This window comes from Phocaeicola acetigenes, from assembly GCF_027529745.1.
Lineage (GTDB): Bacteria > Bacteroidota > Bacteroidia > Bacteroidales > Bacteroidaceae > Phocaeicola > Phocaeicola acetigenes.
Genome location: NZ_JAPZVM010000014.1, coordinates 22,418 through 37,297, shown reverse-complemented (window position 1 = coordinate 37,297; position 14,880 = coordinate 22,418). Strand labels below are relative to the sequence as shown.

Here is a 14,880-nt window from a genome sequence, read left to right as displayed (position 1 = left end):
AAATAGGAAATACAAAATTTAAGGCCTTACATAAATATGCTTCCATTGGTAGATATTTAAATTAAAACATTAATCTACAATAGACTATAAAGGTCTGTTTAGTATTCGCTTTTATTTGCATTAGAATTTGTGCTGTTACTTCAATCAACTTCCAGAAACAAGAATTACAACAATTAAACTGTAAAAAATATTTTGTTTCAAAAATTAGAAATTAATTAAAGATTTACATCATTAACTTCTCTATCCAACAATGCAAATTTAGAGACAAAGGGCTAACAAACAAATATGATTCAAGCCTGCACAAAACAGTTATAAACCAATCTCAATAATTCTATATCGAATCATCGTTTTTTATCTATAAAAAACTGGTAAATAAATAAGTAATAAAACGATATAAGCTTTATCATAAAATTCCTTTTTGCAAAAAACATAACATAACAATATTATACCGATATTTGCACCAACATTTTATTTTTATTGAAATAACAACATCATGAATTACTCTGAAACCCTTACTTATTTATACAATAGCGCACCACTCTTTCAACATATCGGGAAAGATGCATACAAAGAAGGTTTAACCAATACCCATCTGTTGGATGAACACTTTGGACATCCCCACCATAATTTCCGCACCATCCATGTAGCCGGAACAAATGGAAAAGGTTCCTGTTCGCACACGATAGCTGCTGTACTACAAGCAGCCGGATACAAAACCGGATTATACACGTCTCCCCATCTAATCGACTTCAGGGAGCGTATCAGGGTAAATGGACAGCCTATTTCACAAGAATTTGTCATTGATTTTGTAGAGCAGCACCGTGCTTTTTTCGAACCACTCCACCCTTCTTTTTTCGAATTGACCACGGCCATGGCTTTCTTATATTTTGCTCAGGAAAAAGTAGATGTAGCTGTTATTGAAGTTGGATTAGGAGGCAGACTCGACTGCACTAACATCATTCGTCCAGACCTCTGTGTCATTACCAATATCAGTTTCGACCATGTTCAATTCTTAGGAAATACACTTGCTAAAATTGCAACAGAAAAAGCAGGTATCATAAAACCTCAAACACCTGTTGTCATTGGCGAAACAACTCCAGAAACCAAACCTGTATTCCTGCAAAAAGCTACAGAAATGCAAGCTCCCATACATTTTGCAGAAGAAGAACAATTTGTACAGCAAGTTGAATATACAAAAGATGGACACTGCCTCTATCAAACCACCAATTACCCCGACTTAACAGGAGAATTGGGGGGATTTTGTCAAGAAAAAAATACTAACACTATACTATCAGCCTTACAATGTCTGCAACAAGCAGGATATCATATCAATGAAAGCCATATCCGAGAAGGCTTTGCCAATGTATGCAAACTGACTGGGTTAATGGGACGCTGGCAACGCCTGGAAGAACATCCAACTATAATCTGCGATACCGGCCATAACGTAGGAGGAATCAGCTACATCACCAAACAACTGGCTATTCAAAAATACGACAAACTCCATCTGGTCATCGGAATGGTAAATGATAAGGATATCAGTGGCGTTTTGAAACTACTCCCCTCCGAAGCCAGCTACTATTTCACCCAAGCATCTGTACAACGTGCTCTTCCAGCCGGGAAAGTAAAGGAACTGGCACAAACATTCAATCTCCATGGAGAAGCCTATCCGGATGTAAAATCTGCATTAATCGCAGCGAAAGAAAAAGCAGCGCCAGAAGACCTCATTTTCATAGGAGGAAGCAGCTTTATAGTAGCCGATTTACTCAAAATATACTACCCAGTTCAGTAAAGTACAAGTTGCAAAAGTTCACAAATCCTCGTTAAGGTTTTCTCGGAAATGTTTGGGGATTATAAAGAAAATTTTTTTATTTGCAGGCAAATTATAGGTTGTATAAACGAAAGATATTTTAAACCATGAATCACACATATTACAATGAGAACAACCTTTGCGGATTAAAGAAATCTGATTTCCAAAAAAATATCAATGGAAAAAGCACAGACTTGTTCATTCTTGCAAACGACAATGGAGCAGAAATAGCTGTCACCAATTATGGGGGTGCTATTCTTGCCATTATGATGCCCGACAAAAACGGGAATTATGCCAATGTAATACAAGGACATGATACCATCGAAAATGTGATCAATAGTCCAGAACCTTTCCTTAGTACCCTCATCGGACGCTATGGCAACCGTATTGCCAAAGGAAAATTCCAGTTGGCTGGCAAAGAATATACTCTCACCATCAACAACGGCCCCAACTCTCTTCATGGAGGGCCAACAGGTTTCCATGCACGTGTATGGGATGCAGAACAAACAAGCAAGCAAAGCATAACATTACGTTATCTTTCGGAAGACGGAGAAGAAGGATTCCCCGGTAATCTGAACGTAACCGTAGTCTATACACTGACTAACCAAAACGAATTGGTAATCACTTATGCAGCAAACACAGACAAGACTACACTTGTCAATCTGACTCATCATGCATTCTTCAATCTGGCAGGAATTGCCAACCCTACTCCTACAGTAGAAAACAACATTGTAACCATCAATGCGGATTTTTATACTCCTGTCGATGAAGTATCTATCCCTACAGGTGAAATTGCAACTGTAGAAAACACTCCTATGGATTTCCGTACTCCTCACACAATAGGAAGCCGTATCAACGATGCATTTGAGCAACTGAAATTTGGTACCGGATACGACCATTGCTATGTATTAAACAAGAGAGAAGCCGGAAGCCTTACATTTGCAGCAGAATGTATTGAACCGGAAAGCGGTCGTACCTTGGAAGTATACACTACCGAACCAGGTGTACAACTCTATACAGCCAACTGGCACAATGGATTTACCGGATGGCATGGAGCAACGTTTCCTGCCCGCAGTGCTATATGTTTCGAAGCACAGCACTTCCCGGATACCCCTAACAAAGGACATTTTCCTTCTGCCGTACTGACTCCTGAAAACACTTATCATCAGACTACAGTCTACAAATTCGGCATCAAAAAGTAAATTAACCTTTTTATCAATTAATATAACCCTAAAATTATTATGTCAGAACAAAAGAAAAATTATGCATTGCCTATAGCAATGATGATTGCCCTTTTCGCGATGATTTCTTTCGTGACAGGGCTTACCAATCCATTAGGAGTAATTGTAAAACACCAATTCTCTGTAGCAAACTGGATGACTCAGCTGGGTAATGCAGCCAACTTTATTGCCTATGCATTCATGGGCTTGCCTGCAGGTATGATGCTGAAGAAAATCGGTTATAAAAAGACAGCTTTGGCTGCTGTTGCCGTAGGATTTATTGGTGTAGGTATCCAGTATTTGTCTGGAACCAGCACAAACGGATTTACCATCTACCTGATTGGTGCATTTGTTTCAGGTTTCTCTATGTGTATGCTGAACACCGTAGTAAACCCTATGTTGAACACATTGGCCGGTGGTGGAAAGAAAGGTAACCAGCTTATTCAGTTTGGTGGTTCTGTAAACTCTATCTCAGCTACTATCGTTCCGGTACTGGTAGGTTATCTGATGGGTGATGTAGCCAAAGCACAGATTAGTGATGCAGCTCCGGCTTTGTTTATTGCGATGGGTATCTTTGCGGTAGTATTTATTGTATTGGCAGTAATGAACTTGCCGGAACCATACGCAGAAAAGACTGAAAAGAAAGTAAAAGATGCACACAGCCCGATGTCATTCCGTCACTTCGTATTGGGTACCGTAGCCATCTTCCTTTATGTAGGTGTAGAAGTAGGTATTCCTAACTTCATGAACCTGTTCCTTACAACAGCCAGCGACGTAACCGAAGGTGCTGCAGGTATCGGTATCGATGCAGCTATGGCGGGTTCTATCGTAGGTACTTACTGGTTCCTTATGATGTGCGGCCGTTTGGTAGGAGGTATCCTGGGAGCTAAATATTCCAGCAAATCACAGATTATTTTCGTCAGCACTCTGGCTTTAGTTCTGTTGTTTATCGGTATGTTCAGCCCTACTACCGTTGAAGTTTCAATGCCGGTATTTAAATCAGACATCAGCTTTGGTATGACTACAGTACCTGTCAGCGTAATGTGCTTCGTACTTTGCGGATTGTGTACTTCTGTAATGTGGGGTGGAATCTTCAACCTGGCTGTAGAAGGCTTAGGTAAATATACTTCAATGGGATCGGGTATCTTCATGATTATGGTATGCGGTGGAGGTATTCTTCCTTTGATCCAAGGAGCTTTGGCAGATATCACCAGCAGCTACATGATGAGCTACTGGGTAATCGTTGCTGCTGTATGCTACATCTTATATTATGCAGCTATCGGAAGCAAGAATGTCAACAAAGATATTCCAGTTGAATAATCAATTAATCACATAAGACCATACTTGCTGCTGGCAAGTATGGTCTTTTATTATTAATCCTTAAAATATACCACGATGGACATAGAATTCGTAAGAGAACGTTTCATCAAACATTTTGACGGAACAACAGGGTCGGTATACGCATCTCCCGGACGTATCAACCTCATCGGTGAACACACAGACTATAACGGAGGATTTGTTTTCCCTGGAGCAGTAGACAAAGGTATAATTGCTGAAATAAAGCCTAACGGAACCGATAAGGTTCGCGCGTACTCTATCGACCTGAAAGATTACGTAGAATTTGGATTAAACGAAGAAGACGCTCCAAAGGCAAGTTGGGCACGCTATATATTCGGTGTATGCCGTGAAATGATTAAAAGAGGAGTAGATGTAAAAGGCTTCAATACTGCATTTGCAGGCGATGTTCCTCTGGGTGCCGGTATGTCTTCTTCAGCAGCCCTCGAATCAACTTATGCGTATGCGCTGAACGACTTGTTCGGAGACAATAAGATAGACAAATTCGAATTGGCAAAAGTAGGTCAGGCAACAGAACACAACTATTGCGGTGTGAAATGTGGTATCATGGACCAGTTTGCTTCAGTATTCGGAAAAGAAGGAAGTCTGATTCGTCTGGACTGCCGCTCTTTGGAGTACCAGTACTTCCCGTTCAAACCGGAAGGCTACCGCCTGGTATTGGTTGACTCTGTAGTGAAACACGAACTGGCTTCTTCTGCATACAACAAACGTCGCCAAAGTTGCGAAACTGTGGTAGAAGCAATCAAGAAAAACCACCCGAACGTAGAATTCCTGCGTGACTGCAGCATGGATATGCTAAACGAAGTAAAGGCTCAGGTCAGCGAAGAAGACTACATGCGTGCAGAATATGTCATTGAAGAAATACAACGTGTACTCGATGTATGTGATGCACTTGAAAAAGGCGATTACGAAACCGTAGGACAGAAAATGTATGAAACCCATCAGGGTATGAGCAAACTGTACGAAGTAAGTTGCGAAGAACTCGATTTCTTGAACGATGTCGCTTTCGACTGCGGCGTAACAGGTTCACGCGTAATGGGTGGAGGATTTGGAGGCTGCACCATCAACCTCGTAAAGAACGAGCTTTATGAAACATTCATTACTACTGCAAAAGAACGCTTCAAAGAAAAATTCGGACGCAGCCCGAAAGTATATGATGTAACAATCAGCAACGGTTCACGCAAACTCTGCTAATACCGTTTGGATACAATCACACAAAAGCAGTTGCCTCATGGAGGCAGCTGCTTTTTTTATTCCTCACCCTAAATCCCCTCCCCCACGCCATACAATAAAAAGATTTTCCCGACAGCAAATTCATACAGACATCATACTAAAGAAATTCTATAGCCGACGGCGTCGGCTGTACAATCGCCGCCGTCATTTTTACAGCCGATGACGCCGGTTACAGATTCAACGACGTTGATTATAACATCATATAGCTCCCCATATGCAACATGAGCATACTCATTAAGCTATTATTAACTTCTCCTCTCTTTTATCTCATTTTTAAGAAAATCCCGCAACTTAAAACATATTTATTCGTCCATATACAATAAAAAAAGCAACAATATCTATATCGAACTAACGGCAATCTGAGTTTATTTACGTATCTTTGCAAATAAATTAACATAGGAACAATGAAAAACGATAAAGCATTAATGAATCGTGCAGCGGATAATATTCGTATTCTCACTGCTGCAATGGTAGAAAAAGCAAAGTCTGGTCACCCCGGAGGTGCTATGGGCGGAGCTGACTTCATAAACGTACTGTACTCAGAGTTCTTGGTATACGATCCAGAAAATCCATTGTGGGAAGGACGCGATCGTTTCTTCCTCGATCCGGGACATATGTCGCCGATGCTGTATTCAGTCTTGTCTATGGCTGGAAAATACACAATGGAGGATTTGAAACAATTCCGCCAGTGGGGAAGCATTACCCCAGGACATCCGGAAGTAGACTTCATGCATGGCATTGAAAACACATCCGGCCCGCTCGGACAAGGACATACTTACGCTGTAGGTGCCGCTATCGCTGCCAAGTTCCTAAAAGCTCGTTTGGGTGACGTAATGAACCAAACAATTTATGCGTATATTTCCGACGGAGGTATTCAGGAAGAAATCTCACAAGGTGCCGGACGTATTGCCGGACATCTGGGATTGGACAACCTGATTATGTTCTACGACTCGAATGATATTCAGCTTTCTACAGAATGTGGAGATGTCACTACTGAAAACGTAGCACAGAAATACGAAGCATGGGGATGGAAAGTTTACACAATAGACGGAAATGATGTAGACCAGATTCGTGAAGCATTGACTGCAGCCAAAGCTGTAAGCGGACAACCGGTTCTGATTATCGGTAAGACAGTAATGGGTAAAGGCTGTCTGCGTGCAGACGGTAGCAGCTACGAACACGATTGCGGTACACACGGAGCTCCACTCGGTGGCGATGCTTACATCAACACCATCAAAAACCTGAATGGTGACTTGGAAAATCCATTCCAAATCTTCCCGGAAGTAGCAGAAATCTATGCTAAACGTCGTGAAGAATTGAAAGCAATCATTGCAGAACGATACGCTGCTAAAGCAGAATGGGCAAAAGCAAATCCGGAACTTGCAGCCAAAATGGATATGTGGTTTGCCGGTAAATTGCCGGAAATCAATTGGGATGCTATCCAGCAAAAAGCGAATGCAGCAACCCGTGTAGGTTCTGCTACCGTATTGGGAGTATTGGGAGAAAAGGTGGAAAACATGATTGTTTCTTCTGCCGACTTGTGTAACTCCGACAGAACAGACGGATTCCTGGCCAAGACTCATATTCTGAAAAAAGGTGACTTCAGCGGAGCTTTCCTTCAGGCAGGTGTATCCGAACTGACAATGGCTTGCTGCTGTATCGGTATCGCACTGCACGGAGGTGTAATTGCAGCCTGCGGTACATTCTTTGTATTCTCAGATTACATGAAGCCTGCACTTCGTATGGCAGCTTTGATGGAACTTCCTGTGAAGTTTATCTGGACACACGATGCATTCCGCGTAGGTGAAGACGGACCGACACACGAACCGGTAGAACAGGAAGCACAGGTACGTTTGCTCGAAAAACTGAAAAACCACAAGGGAAAGAACTCTATGCTGGTTCTTCGTCCGGCCGATGTGGAAGAAGCAACACAGGCATGGAAGTTGGCAATGGAGAATACATCCACTCCTACCGGATTGATCTTCTCTCGTCAGAATGTAAACAACCTGCCAGCTGGAACAGATTATAAGCAAGCAGCCAAAGGAGCTTATATCGTAGAAAGCGATGAAAATCCGGATGTAATCATGATTGCTTCTGGTTCTGAAGTTTCTACACTGATAGCCGGAGCCGAACTGCTGCGTAAGGATGGAGTAAAACTCCGTATTGTATCAGTCCCCTCGGAAGGTTTGTTCCGTAGCCAAAGCAAGGAATATCAGGAAAGCATCATCCCTACCGGAGCTAAAGTATTCGGTTTGACAGCCGGGCTTCCATTCAGTATGGAAAATCTGGTAGGTGCAAACGGTAAAGTTTGGGGTATGGAATCATTCGGTTACTCTGCTCCTTACAAAGTATTGGACGAAAAACTGGGCTTCACAGCCGAAAATGTATATAAACAAGTAAAAGCAATGCTCTAATGAAAACGATAGGTTTAGCATCAGATCACGCAGGTTTCGAACTGAAACAGTATGTAAAACAATGGCTGGAAGCCAAAGGATGGGAATATAAAGACTTTGGTACATATACCACCGACAGTTGCGACTATCCCGACTTTGCACATCCACTGGCTAAAGCTATAGAAGCTGGAGAATGTTACCCGGGAATTGCAATCTGTGGTAGCGGAGAAGGAATCAGCATGACTCTGAACAAGCATCAGGGTATACGTGCAGCACTTTGCTGGATGCCTGAAATAGCGCATATGACACGTCTGCACAACGATTCAAATGTATTGGTAATGCCAGGACGTTACATCGACTTCCAGACAGCCGACAAGATTATGACTGAATTCTTCAATACAGAATTCGAAGGCGGACGCCACCAGGCACGTATTGACAAGATACCTGTAAAATAATCTATCTTAAAATACATAAAAAAGAGAAGCATTCTTATGCTTCTCTTTTTTTATCGTTATATTTGCGACAGAAAAATCAGAATATAACTACTACCATGAAAAAACTCTTATTTATTATTGCTTTATGCCTGCCACTGTTGGGCACAGCAAAAGAAAAGAAAGACAACAACGATCCTAAATATCTATCCGGAGCAGTTACCCTGTCAGAAGGAAAAGTGACTTTCACTCAGGAAATCAAGACACCCGGAGTTTCCAAAGAGAAGCTATACGACCTGATGTTGGAATGGGCTAAAAACCGATTCAAACCAGAGGGCAATTTATATAGTCAGGTGGCTTATACAAACGAAGAAAAAGGTGATATCGCAGCTACAGCAGAAGAATACATGGTATTCTCTTCATCGGCCATATCATTAGACCGTACCCGTATTTATTACCAGTTTCTCATCAATGTTCAAAATGAAGTATGCAATCTTACCATGACACGTATCCGCTACTGGTACGAAGAAAACCGTGACGGTGGAGAACGTTATTCGGCAGAAGAATGGATTACAGACGACATGGCATTGAACAAGAAAAAGACTAAACTTGCTCCTATCTGTGGAAAATTCAGAAGAGAAACCATCAATCTAAAAGATGCTTTGTTCGAATCGGTAGCTTCTGCATTAGGTAAGCAGTTGCTTAATAACAACAATACGGCAACTACTACTCCTATGATTCCATTGGTTCCGGCACAACCGGTCTTGAAGACTTCAGAAGAATTGAAAGAAGTAACATTCGAACAGATACCTGCCAATTTCAATGATTTGATTGCCAACGGACGTCTGACTATCACAGCCGGTGAAGAGGAAATTGATATCAAAGCCGAAAACTGGGGAGGATTTGGAAAACTGTTCAGCAAAAACGTCACTTATACATTGATAGACCAAAGCCGTATTGCAGTCAGTGCACTGATGAAGCAAAGTGATACATACAAAATATCTCTTTACAGTACAGGAAATACACAACCTAGTGTAGTGATAGAATGCAAGAAATCGATGGAGCAGAATATGTCGGCCGAAGAGTTGAAATCGCTGAACCAGTCTATCGATACTTCCAAACAATACACAATGTATATCGGTGAAATTACACGCATCTTGATGCGATAATTCAACAAGGAATCAATGATACGGAAACTAAAGATTGTCAAAAGTGCCATCTGCTGACAATCTTTAGTTTTCTTTTTGTCCTGAAATAAAAGAGAAAAGTTTATCTTTGCTCGCATGGAAAAATTCGACATACATATATTAGGATGCGGTTCGGCACTCCCCACAACCCGCCATCAGGCTACTTCACAGGTCATTAATATCCGGGAAAAACTATTCATGATAGACTGTGGAGAAGGAACACAAGTCCAACTCAGACGGTCGCGCTTACGTTTCAATCGTCTGAATCACATTTTTATTTCTCACTTGCATGGCGACCACTGTTTCGGGCTTATCGGACTTATTTCTACATTCGGTATGCTGGAACGTACAGCCGACCTGCACATTCATTGCCATCCAGACTTGGAAAAACTGATGGCACCACAGTTGGATTTTTTCTGCAAAGGTATGACTTATCAAGTTTTTTTCCATCCTTTCAATCCTGGAGAACAAACGGTCATTTACGACGACCGCTCGGTATCAGTCGAAACAATTCCGTTACGCCATCGCATGCCAACATGTGGTTTTCTTTTTAAGGAAAAGCCTACTCCCAACCATATTATACGTGAAATGATTGACTTCTATCAGATACCAATCTGTATGATAAACCGGATAAAGAATGGAGAAGACTATGTAACCAACGACGGGACTGTTATTCCCAACTCCAGACTGACCATTCCTTCCGACCCTCCACGTATGTATGCTTATTGTTCGGATACGTGTTATCTACCACGTATAGTTCCACAAATACAAGGCGTAGATCTGTTGTTTCATGAAGCAACTTTTGCCAATACGGAGGCGGTACGGGCCAAGCAGACCTTCCACTCTACGGCAGCACAAGCTGCATTAATCGCACGGGAAGCCCAAGTCAAGAAATTGCTTATAGGACATTTTTCCGCCAGATATGAAGATGAAAGTATACTGTTGAAAGAAGCTTCCGAAATTTTTCCTCACACAATGCTGGCCGAAGAGAATCTCAAAATTTCATTGTAGCGGAAAGCGTGTTAAAAAGGATGAAACAGATTAAACCAACTTTACCGTAAGAGTTCTAACGTAACAAAAGAAGAATCATGACCGACAAATATACCGAGAAGGAAATTATACTGAAACTTCAAGAGCCTGACCAGCAAAGGGAGGCTTTTGAGTGGATAGTTAATACCTACAAGGAACAGCTATATTATCAGATAAGGAGAATGGTGCTTTCACATGAAGATGCAGACGATTTATTACAGAATACATTTATCAAGGCATGGAATAATCTGGAATATTTCCGGGGAGAAGCCAAACTCTCAACCTGGCTTTATCGGATAGCCTTGAATGAATGTCTTAATTTTCTGAATAAACAACGGGCACAGAAGCATTTATCCATTGAGGAATCGGAAGCGAACTTGCTGAACCAGCTGGAAAGTGACCCTTACTTTGATGGAGACCAAACACAGCTCTTGTTCGAGAAAGCCATACAGACTTTACCGGAAAAGCAACGTATTATTTTCCACCTGAAGTATTTTCAAGATATGAAATACAATGAAATTTCCGAAATAATGGGAACAAGTATCGGAGCTTTAAAAGCTTCGTATCATCATGCGGTAAAGAAAATAGAAGAATTTTTCAAACAAAATGATTAAACTTTTCCTTCAAATAATCATCTAATAAGAAAAGGAGGATAACATAATGAAAACAGACAGCGAATTGGCTAAGAAATACGGTAAGAAAATACCCTTCAAAACTCCAGAAGGATATTTCGACAACTTTACGGAGCAATTGATGAAGCAGCTTCCCGAAAAAGAGACTGTAGAAATGTCGGAAATCAGCATGTGGGAACGAGTAAAACCATGGGTATATATGGTTGCCATGTTTTGTGGATTGATGTTCAGTATCCGTGTCATCGTTGGAGAGAAACCGGAAAATAAAACTGATTATACGATAGAAAGTATATCCGAACTTCCAGATGAATATATTGAACCCCTCATGGAACAAACCATGATGGACGATTATACCCTTTATCAATATCTAACTGATGCAGATACTCCTATTTACCCATAAAAACATTAAAGACATGAAAAAAGGATGGTATATCATAGCACTCTTGTTATTTATTTGCACAAATAACATACAGGCACAAAAAGGAAAGTGCTTATCTAAAGAAGAATTCCGTGCCAAACAAGAAGCATTTTTCGTTGAACAAAATATATTGACTCAAGAAGAAGCCAAGCAGTTCTTTCCACTTTATTTTGAACTCCAAGATAAGAAGCACGCATATAATAAGAAGGCTTGGCAACTGATGAGACAGGGTAAGAACGAAAACTTGTCAGAAGAAGAGCAAATGAAAGTGATTGAAGATGTAATCAAAACTAAAATCGAAATCAATGAACTCGATTTAGAGTATGTCCATAAATACAAAGCTTTTCTTTCTGCTAAAAAAATATATCGCTTACAACGTGCAGAAATGCGTTTTCATAGAGAACTGCTGAAGCCCAATAAAAAGAGATAAACTTTATCTGAATAAAACAAAGCGACATCCGGTAACTCTTGTATACAAGAAATCTACCGGATGTCGCTTTTTATCTGTCTAAAGATGAGGATATATATTTTCTTTCACATCAGTTGGAAGGTTCATTCAACCACTGCATTAACAGATCTTTTATTTCCTTTTGAGTAGAATTATCAAAAGACACAATACGGGTAGTATGACTTCCATTAGGAAGTACGTAGACATGAATCTGTTGTTTTCCCTTCAACCATGTTACTCCTGAAGCAACCCAAGGATCAGCTCCTCCATAAATATAAATCATCTTCGGATCATGCTTAGTCAGATATTGTACCGTACGTTTATACAAGGAAGCATCAAATTTAATGTAAGACAACCCCTCCGGAAGCATTACCTTTCGCAAGTAGTTCTTTGATGTCTTCATACTTAAATACTTTTTAAATGGTCGGATGTCGTAAGCATAATAACCTAATTCACGCACAGCCTGTACATTGAAAGGCATATAAGGAGTTTCCTTTGAAAAATAGCCTGGCTCGCTAATTTCAATGAAATGATTGAACCAAGTAGTATCCGAAGCCTTCAAAGAAGGAATTTCTGTGAGAGGTGTTCCCCATTGCCATAAGGCAAAAGCATATTCCAGCACACAAAACTCATAGATTTCTTCTAAAGAAACGCGAAAGGTGTATTGCTTCTCTGCACAATATCGGGTAAACAAAGGCAATAAAGAGGCCTTACGTTTCAGAAGTTCCAACTGTGCTGTTTCCACTTTCTTACGATTGGCAGAAGAAGAGATATCATCCGAGAGAAAATGCATATGGCGTTCGTCCTCTTCCGAATAATTCAATGGAGCCACATAAGGAACAGTTACATCCACATCATTCGGATAAAAAGCACGATAAAACATTGCAGTCTGTCCTCCTTTACTAATCCCCGTAGCCAACCATTTACCTGAATACACATCTCCGAAAACGCTTCGCACATGATGCAAATCATTCAAGGCATTTTCTACCGTCAGATAATCCCAATTACATGAATCCGGAACAGACTCACCAAAATACCTGTGCTCTACAAAAACCAGATTAGCATTCAACAAATGGGAAAGTTCTTCCTGATAATAAGGATTGGTAGCGTATGCCGCATCATAGCCTTCGGTCACCATAACCGTAGGACGGTCGAATCCTGCATGAGCCACAATTATACGCTGGGCAAAACAGCCGGCTTGCGGACTATCAGCGTCTAAAGGCTGCTGCATGTATAGCACAAATTTATGAGGATAATATTTACTTTCCATTGTATCGGCAGAAATTACCGCCGGCAAATTACGCAATCTCTGCAATAACTCTACATTCAATGTATCGGCTGCTATAGTCTGAATAGCACACCAACACATCATGAATAGTAGTAAACTTAATCTGCAAAATCTCATCAACTTCTATAATCCTTTCTTCTTAGCTTCATTCCATATTGCATCCATCTCTTCCAATGTCATTTCCGCCAGGTTCTTTCCCTGCTTAATGGTGTGCTCTTCCAAATAGTTGAAACGACGGATAAACTTCTGATTTGTACGTTCCAATGCATTGTCCGGATTAATCTTATACAAACGGGCAGCATTAATCAGACTAAACATTACATCACCAAATTCAGCCTCAGCCTTGTCCTTATCCATGGTAGCAACTTCTGCTTCAAACTCACTGATTTCTTCTTTCACTTTTTCCCAAACCTGCTCACGCTCTTCCCAATCGAATCCAACATTACGTGCCTTATCTTGAATACGATAAGATTTGATAAGTGAAGGTAAAGCCTCAGGAACACCACTCAATACAGATTTATTACCATCTTTTTCTTTCAACTTTATCTGCTCCCAATTTTCCGATACTTTTTCAGCAGTATCAGCTTTCACTTCTCCAAAAACATGAGGATGACGGAATATCAGCTTATCACAAAGCTTATCACATACGTCTTTTATATCAAAAGCGCCGGTTTCACTACCTATTTTCGCATAAAATACAACATGAAGCAATACATCTCCCAACTCCTTGCAGATGTTTTTCTCATCATTTTTCATCAAGGCATCACACAGTTCATACACTTCTTCAATTGTATTGGGTCGCAAACTCTCATTAGTCTGTTTTCTATCCCATGGACATTTTTCACGCAATTCATCCAAGATGTCAAGCAAACGTCCAAAAGCTTCCACTTTTTCCTCTTTGGTATGCATGGTTCTATCATTAAAAATTGTCGCACAAAAGTAGAAAAAAGGAGGGAGAAAAAAGAAAAAAAACAAGAATCCATGAACAAAAAAACCAAGATAAATGTTATAAGAAACAAAAGCATGATATTTAGTTAGAATATATAACTTTTATTATATGGAAAGTTTCAGTGATTTGATTTCGTCCCCAACGCCTGTTTTAGTCGATTTTTTTGCGACATGGTGTACGCCTTGCAAGATAATGACTCCCATTCTCCAAAAAGTGAAAGAGATTCAAGGTGACAGCATACGCATCATAAAAGTTGACATTGACAAGAACCGTTCGGTAGCAGCTCACTATTCAGTTCAGTCAGTACCTACATTTATGATTTTCAAGAATGGTAAGCAGTTATGGCGACAAAGTGGAGTTATCAATGCAGAGGAACTGAATAAAATCATCGCACTGTTCAAATAATAAGCATATTCATTTTCATGTACGAGACTACCGGGGAGTGATCTTCGGTAGTTTTTTATTATAACCAAATTTCAATACATATAC

At 40.5% G+C, this 14,880-nt stretch carries 14 protein-coding genes; 12 read left to right on the top strand and 2 right to left on the bottom strand.

From position 1 onward, the window contains the following. Positions 1-493 precede the first annotated feature (493 nt). From O6P32_RS12850 to O6P32_RS12800, 11 genes are all read left to right on the top strand, one after another. Positions 494-1,789 carry a bifunctional folylpolyglutamate synthase/dihydrofolate synthase gene (locus tag O6P32_RS12850; RefSeq protein ID WP_178267206.1) on the top strand — a complete coding sequence of 432 codons (1,296 nt, stop codon included), beginning with the start codon at positions 494-496 and terminating at the stop codon, positions 1,787-1,789. Positions 1,790-1,914: 125 nt separating this feature from the next. Further along, on the top strand, positions 1,915-3,009 hold the full coding sequence (locus O6P32_RS12845) for an aldose epimerase family protein (RefSeq protein WP_269878912.1): 1,095 nt from the start codon (positions 1,915-1,917) through the stop codon (positions 3,007-3,009). A 39-nt stretch (positions 3,010-3,048) separates the two neighbouring features. Beyond that, a complete protein-coding gene (locus tag O6P32_RS12840; protein WP_178267204.1) occupies positions 3,049-4,347 on the top strand; it encodes an MFS transporter in 1,299 nt (432 codons plus the stop codon). Positions 4,348-4,422: 75 nt separating this feature from the next. Next, positions 4,423-5,577 carry a galactokinase gene (gene galK, locus O6P32_RS12835; protein WP_178267203.1) on the top strand — a complete coding sequence of 385 codons (1,155 nt, stop codon included), beginning with the start codon at positions 4,423-4,425 and terminating at the stop codon, positions 5,575-5,577. 443 nt (positions 5,578-6,020) lie between these two features. Next, positions 6,021-8,030: a transketolase family protein gene (locus tag O6P32_RS12830; protein WP_269878911.1), complete on the top strand. Its 2,010-nt coding sequence runs from the start codon at positions 6,021-6,023 to the stop codon at positions 8,028-8,030. Continuing rightward, entirely contained in the window at positions 8,030-8,464 is a 435-nt protein-coding gene (gene rpiB / locus O6P32_RS12825) for a ribose 5-phosphate isomerase B (RefSeq protein WP_178267201.1), read from the top strand. The genes O6P32_RS12830 and rpiB overlap by 1 nt, the downstream gene beginning before the upstream one ends. Before the next feature lie 95 nt (positions 8,465-8,559). Beyond that, entirely contained in the window at positions 8,560-9,609 is a 1,050-nt protein-coding gene (locus O6P32_RS12820) for a DUF4468 domain-containing protein (RefSeq protein ID WP_269878910.1), read from the top strand. Between the two features lie 114 nt (positions 9,610-9,723). After that, on the top strand, positions 9,724-10,638 hold the full coding sequence (locus O6P32_RS12815) for a ribonuclease Z (protein WP_269878909.1): 915 nt from the start codon (positions 9,724-9,726) through the stop codon (positions 10,636-10,638). A 77-nt stretch (positions 10,639-10,715) separates the two neighbouring features. After that, positions 10,716-11,270: an RNA polymerase sigma factor gene (locus O6P32_RS12810; protein ID WP_178267198.1), complete on the top strand. Its 555-nt coding sequence runs from the start codon at positions 10,716-10,718 to the stop codon at positions 11,268-11,270. A gap of 46 nt (positions 11,271-11,316) precedes the next feature. After that, a complete protein-coding gene (locus O6P32_RS12805; RefSeq protein ID WP_178267197.1) occupies positions 11,317-11,688 on the top strand; it encodes a hypothetical protein in 372 nt (123 codons plus the stop codon). Positions 11,689-11,701: 13 nt separating this feature from the next. Next, complete coding sequence (locus O6P32_RS12800) at positions 11,702-12,136, top strand: hypothetical protein (protein ID WP_178267196.1); 435 nt, start codon at positions 11,702-11,704, stop codon at positions 12,134-12,136. 109 nt (positions 12,137-12,245) lie between these two features. Here the strand turns inward: O6P32_RS12800 and O6P32_RS12795 are convergent, their stop codons facing one another. Both O6P32_RS12795 and mazG read right to left on the bottom strand, forming a co-directional pair. After that, positions 12,246-13,526: a S28 family serine protease gene (locus tag O6P32_RS12795; protein WP_269878907.1), complete on the bottom strand. Its 1,281-nt coding sequence runs from the start codon at positions 13,524-13,526 to the stop codon at positions 12,246-12,248. 39 nt (positions 13,527-13,565) lie between these two features. Continuing rightward, the gene (gene mazG, locus O6P32_RS12790; protein ID WP_269878906.1) at positions 13,566-14,351 is read right to left on the bottom strand and encodes a nucleoside triphosphate pyrophosphohydrolase; all 786 of its coding nucleotides are present in this window, start codon (positions 14,349-14,351) and stop codon (positions 13,566-13,568) included. A gap of 148 nt (positions 14,352-14,499) precedes the next feature. On the opposite strand from mazG, the gene trxA reads away from it, so the two are divergent. After that, positions 14,500-14,796, top strand: coding sequence for a thioredoxin (gene trxA, locus O6P32_RS12785; protein WP_178266214.1), 297 nt, complete (start codon positions 14,500-14,502; stop codon positions 14,794-14,796). Positions 14,797-14,880 lie beyond the last annotated feature (84 nt).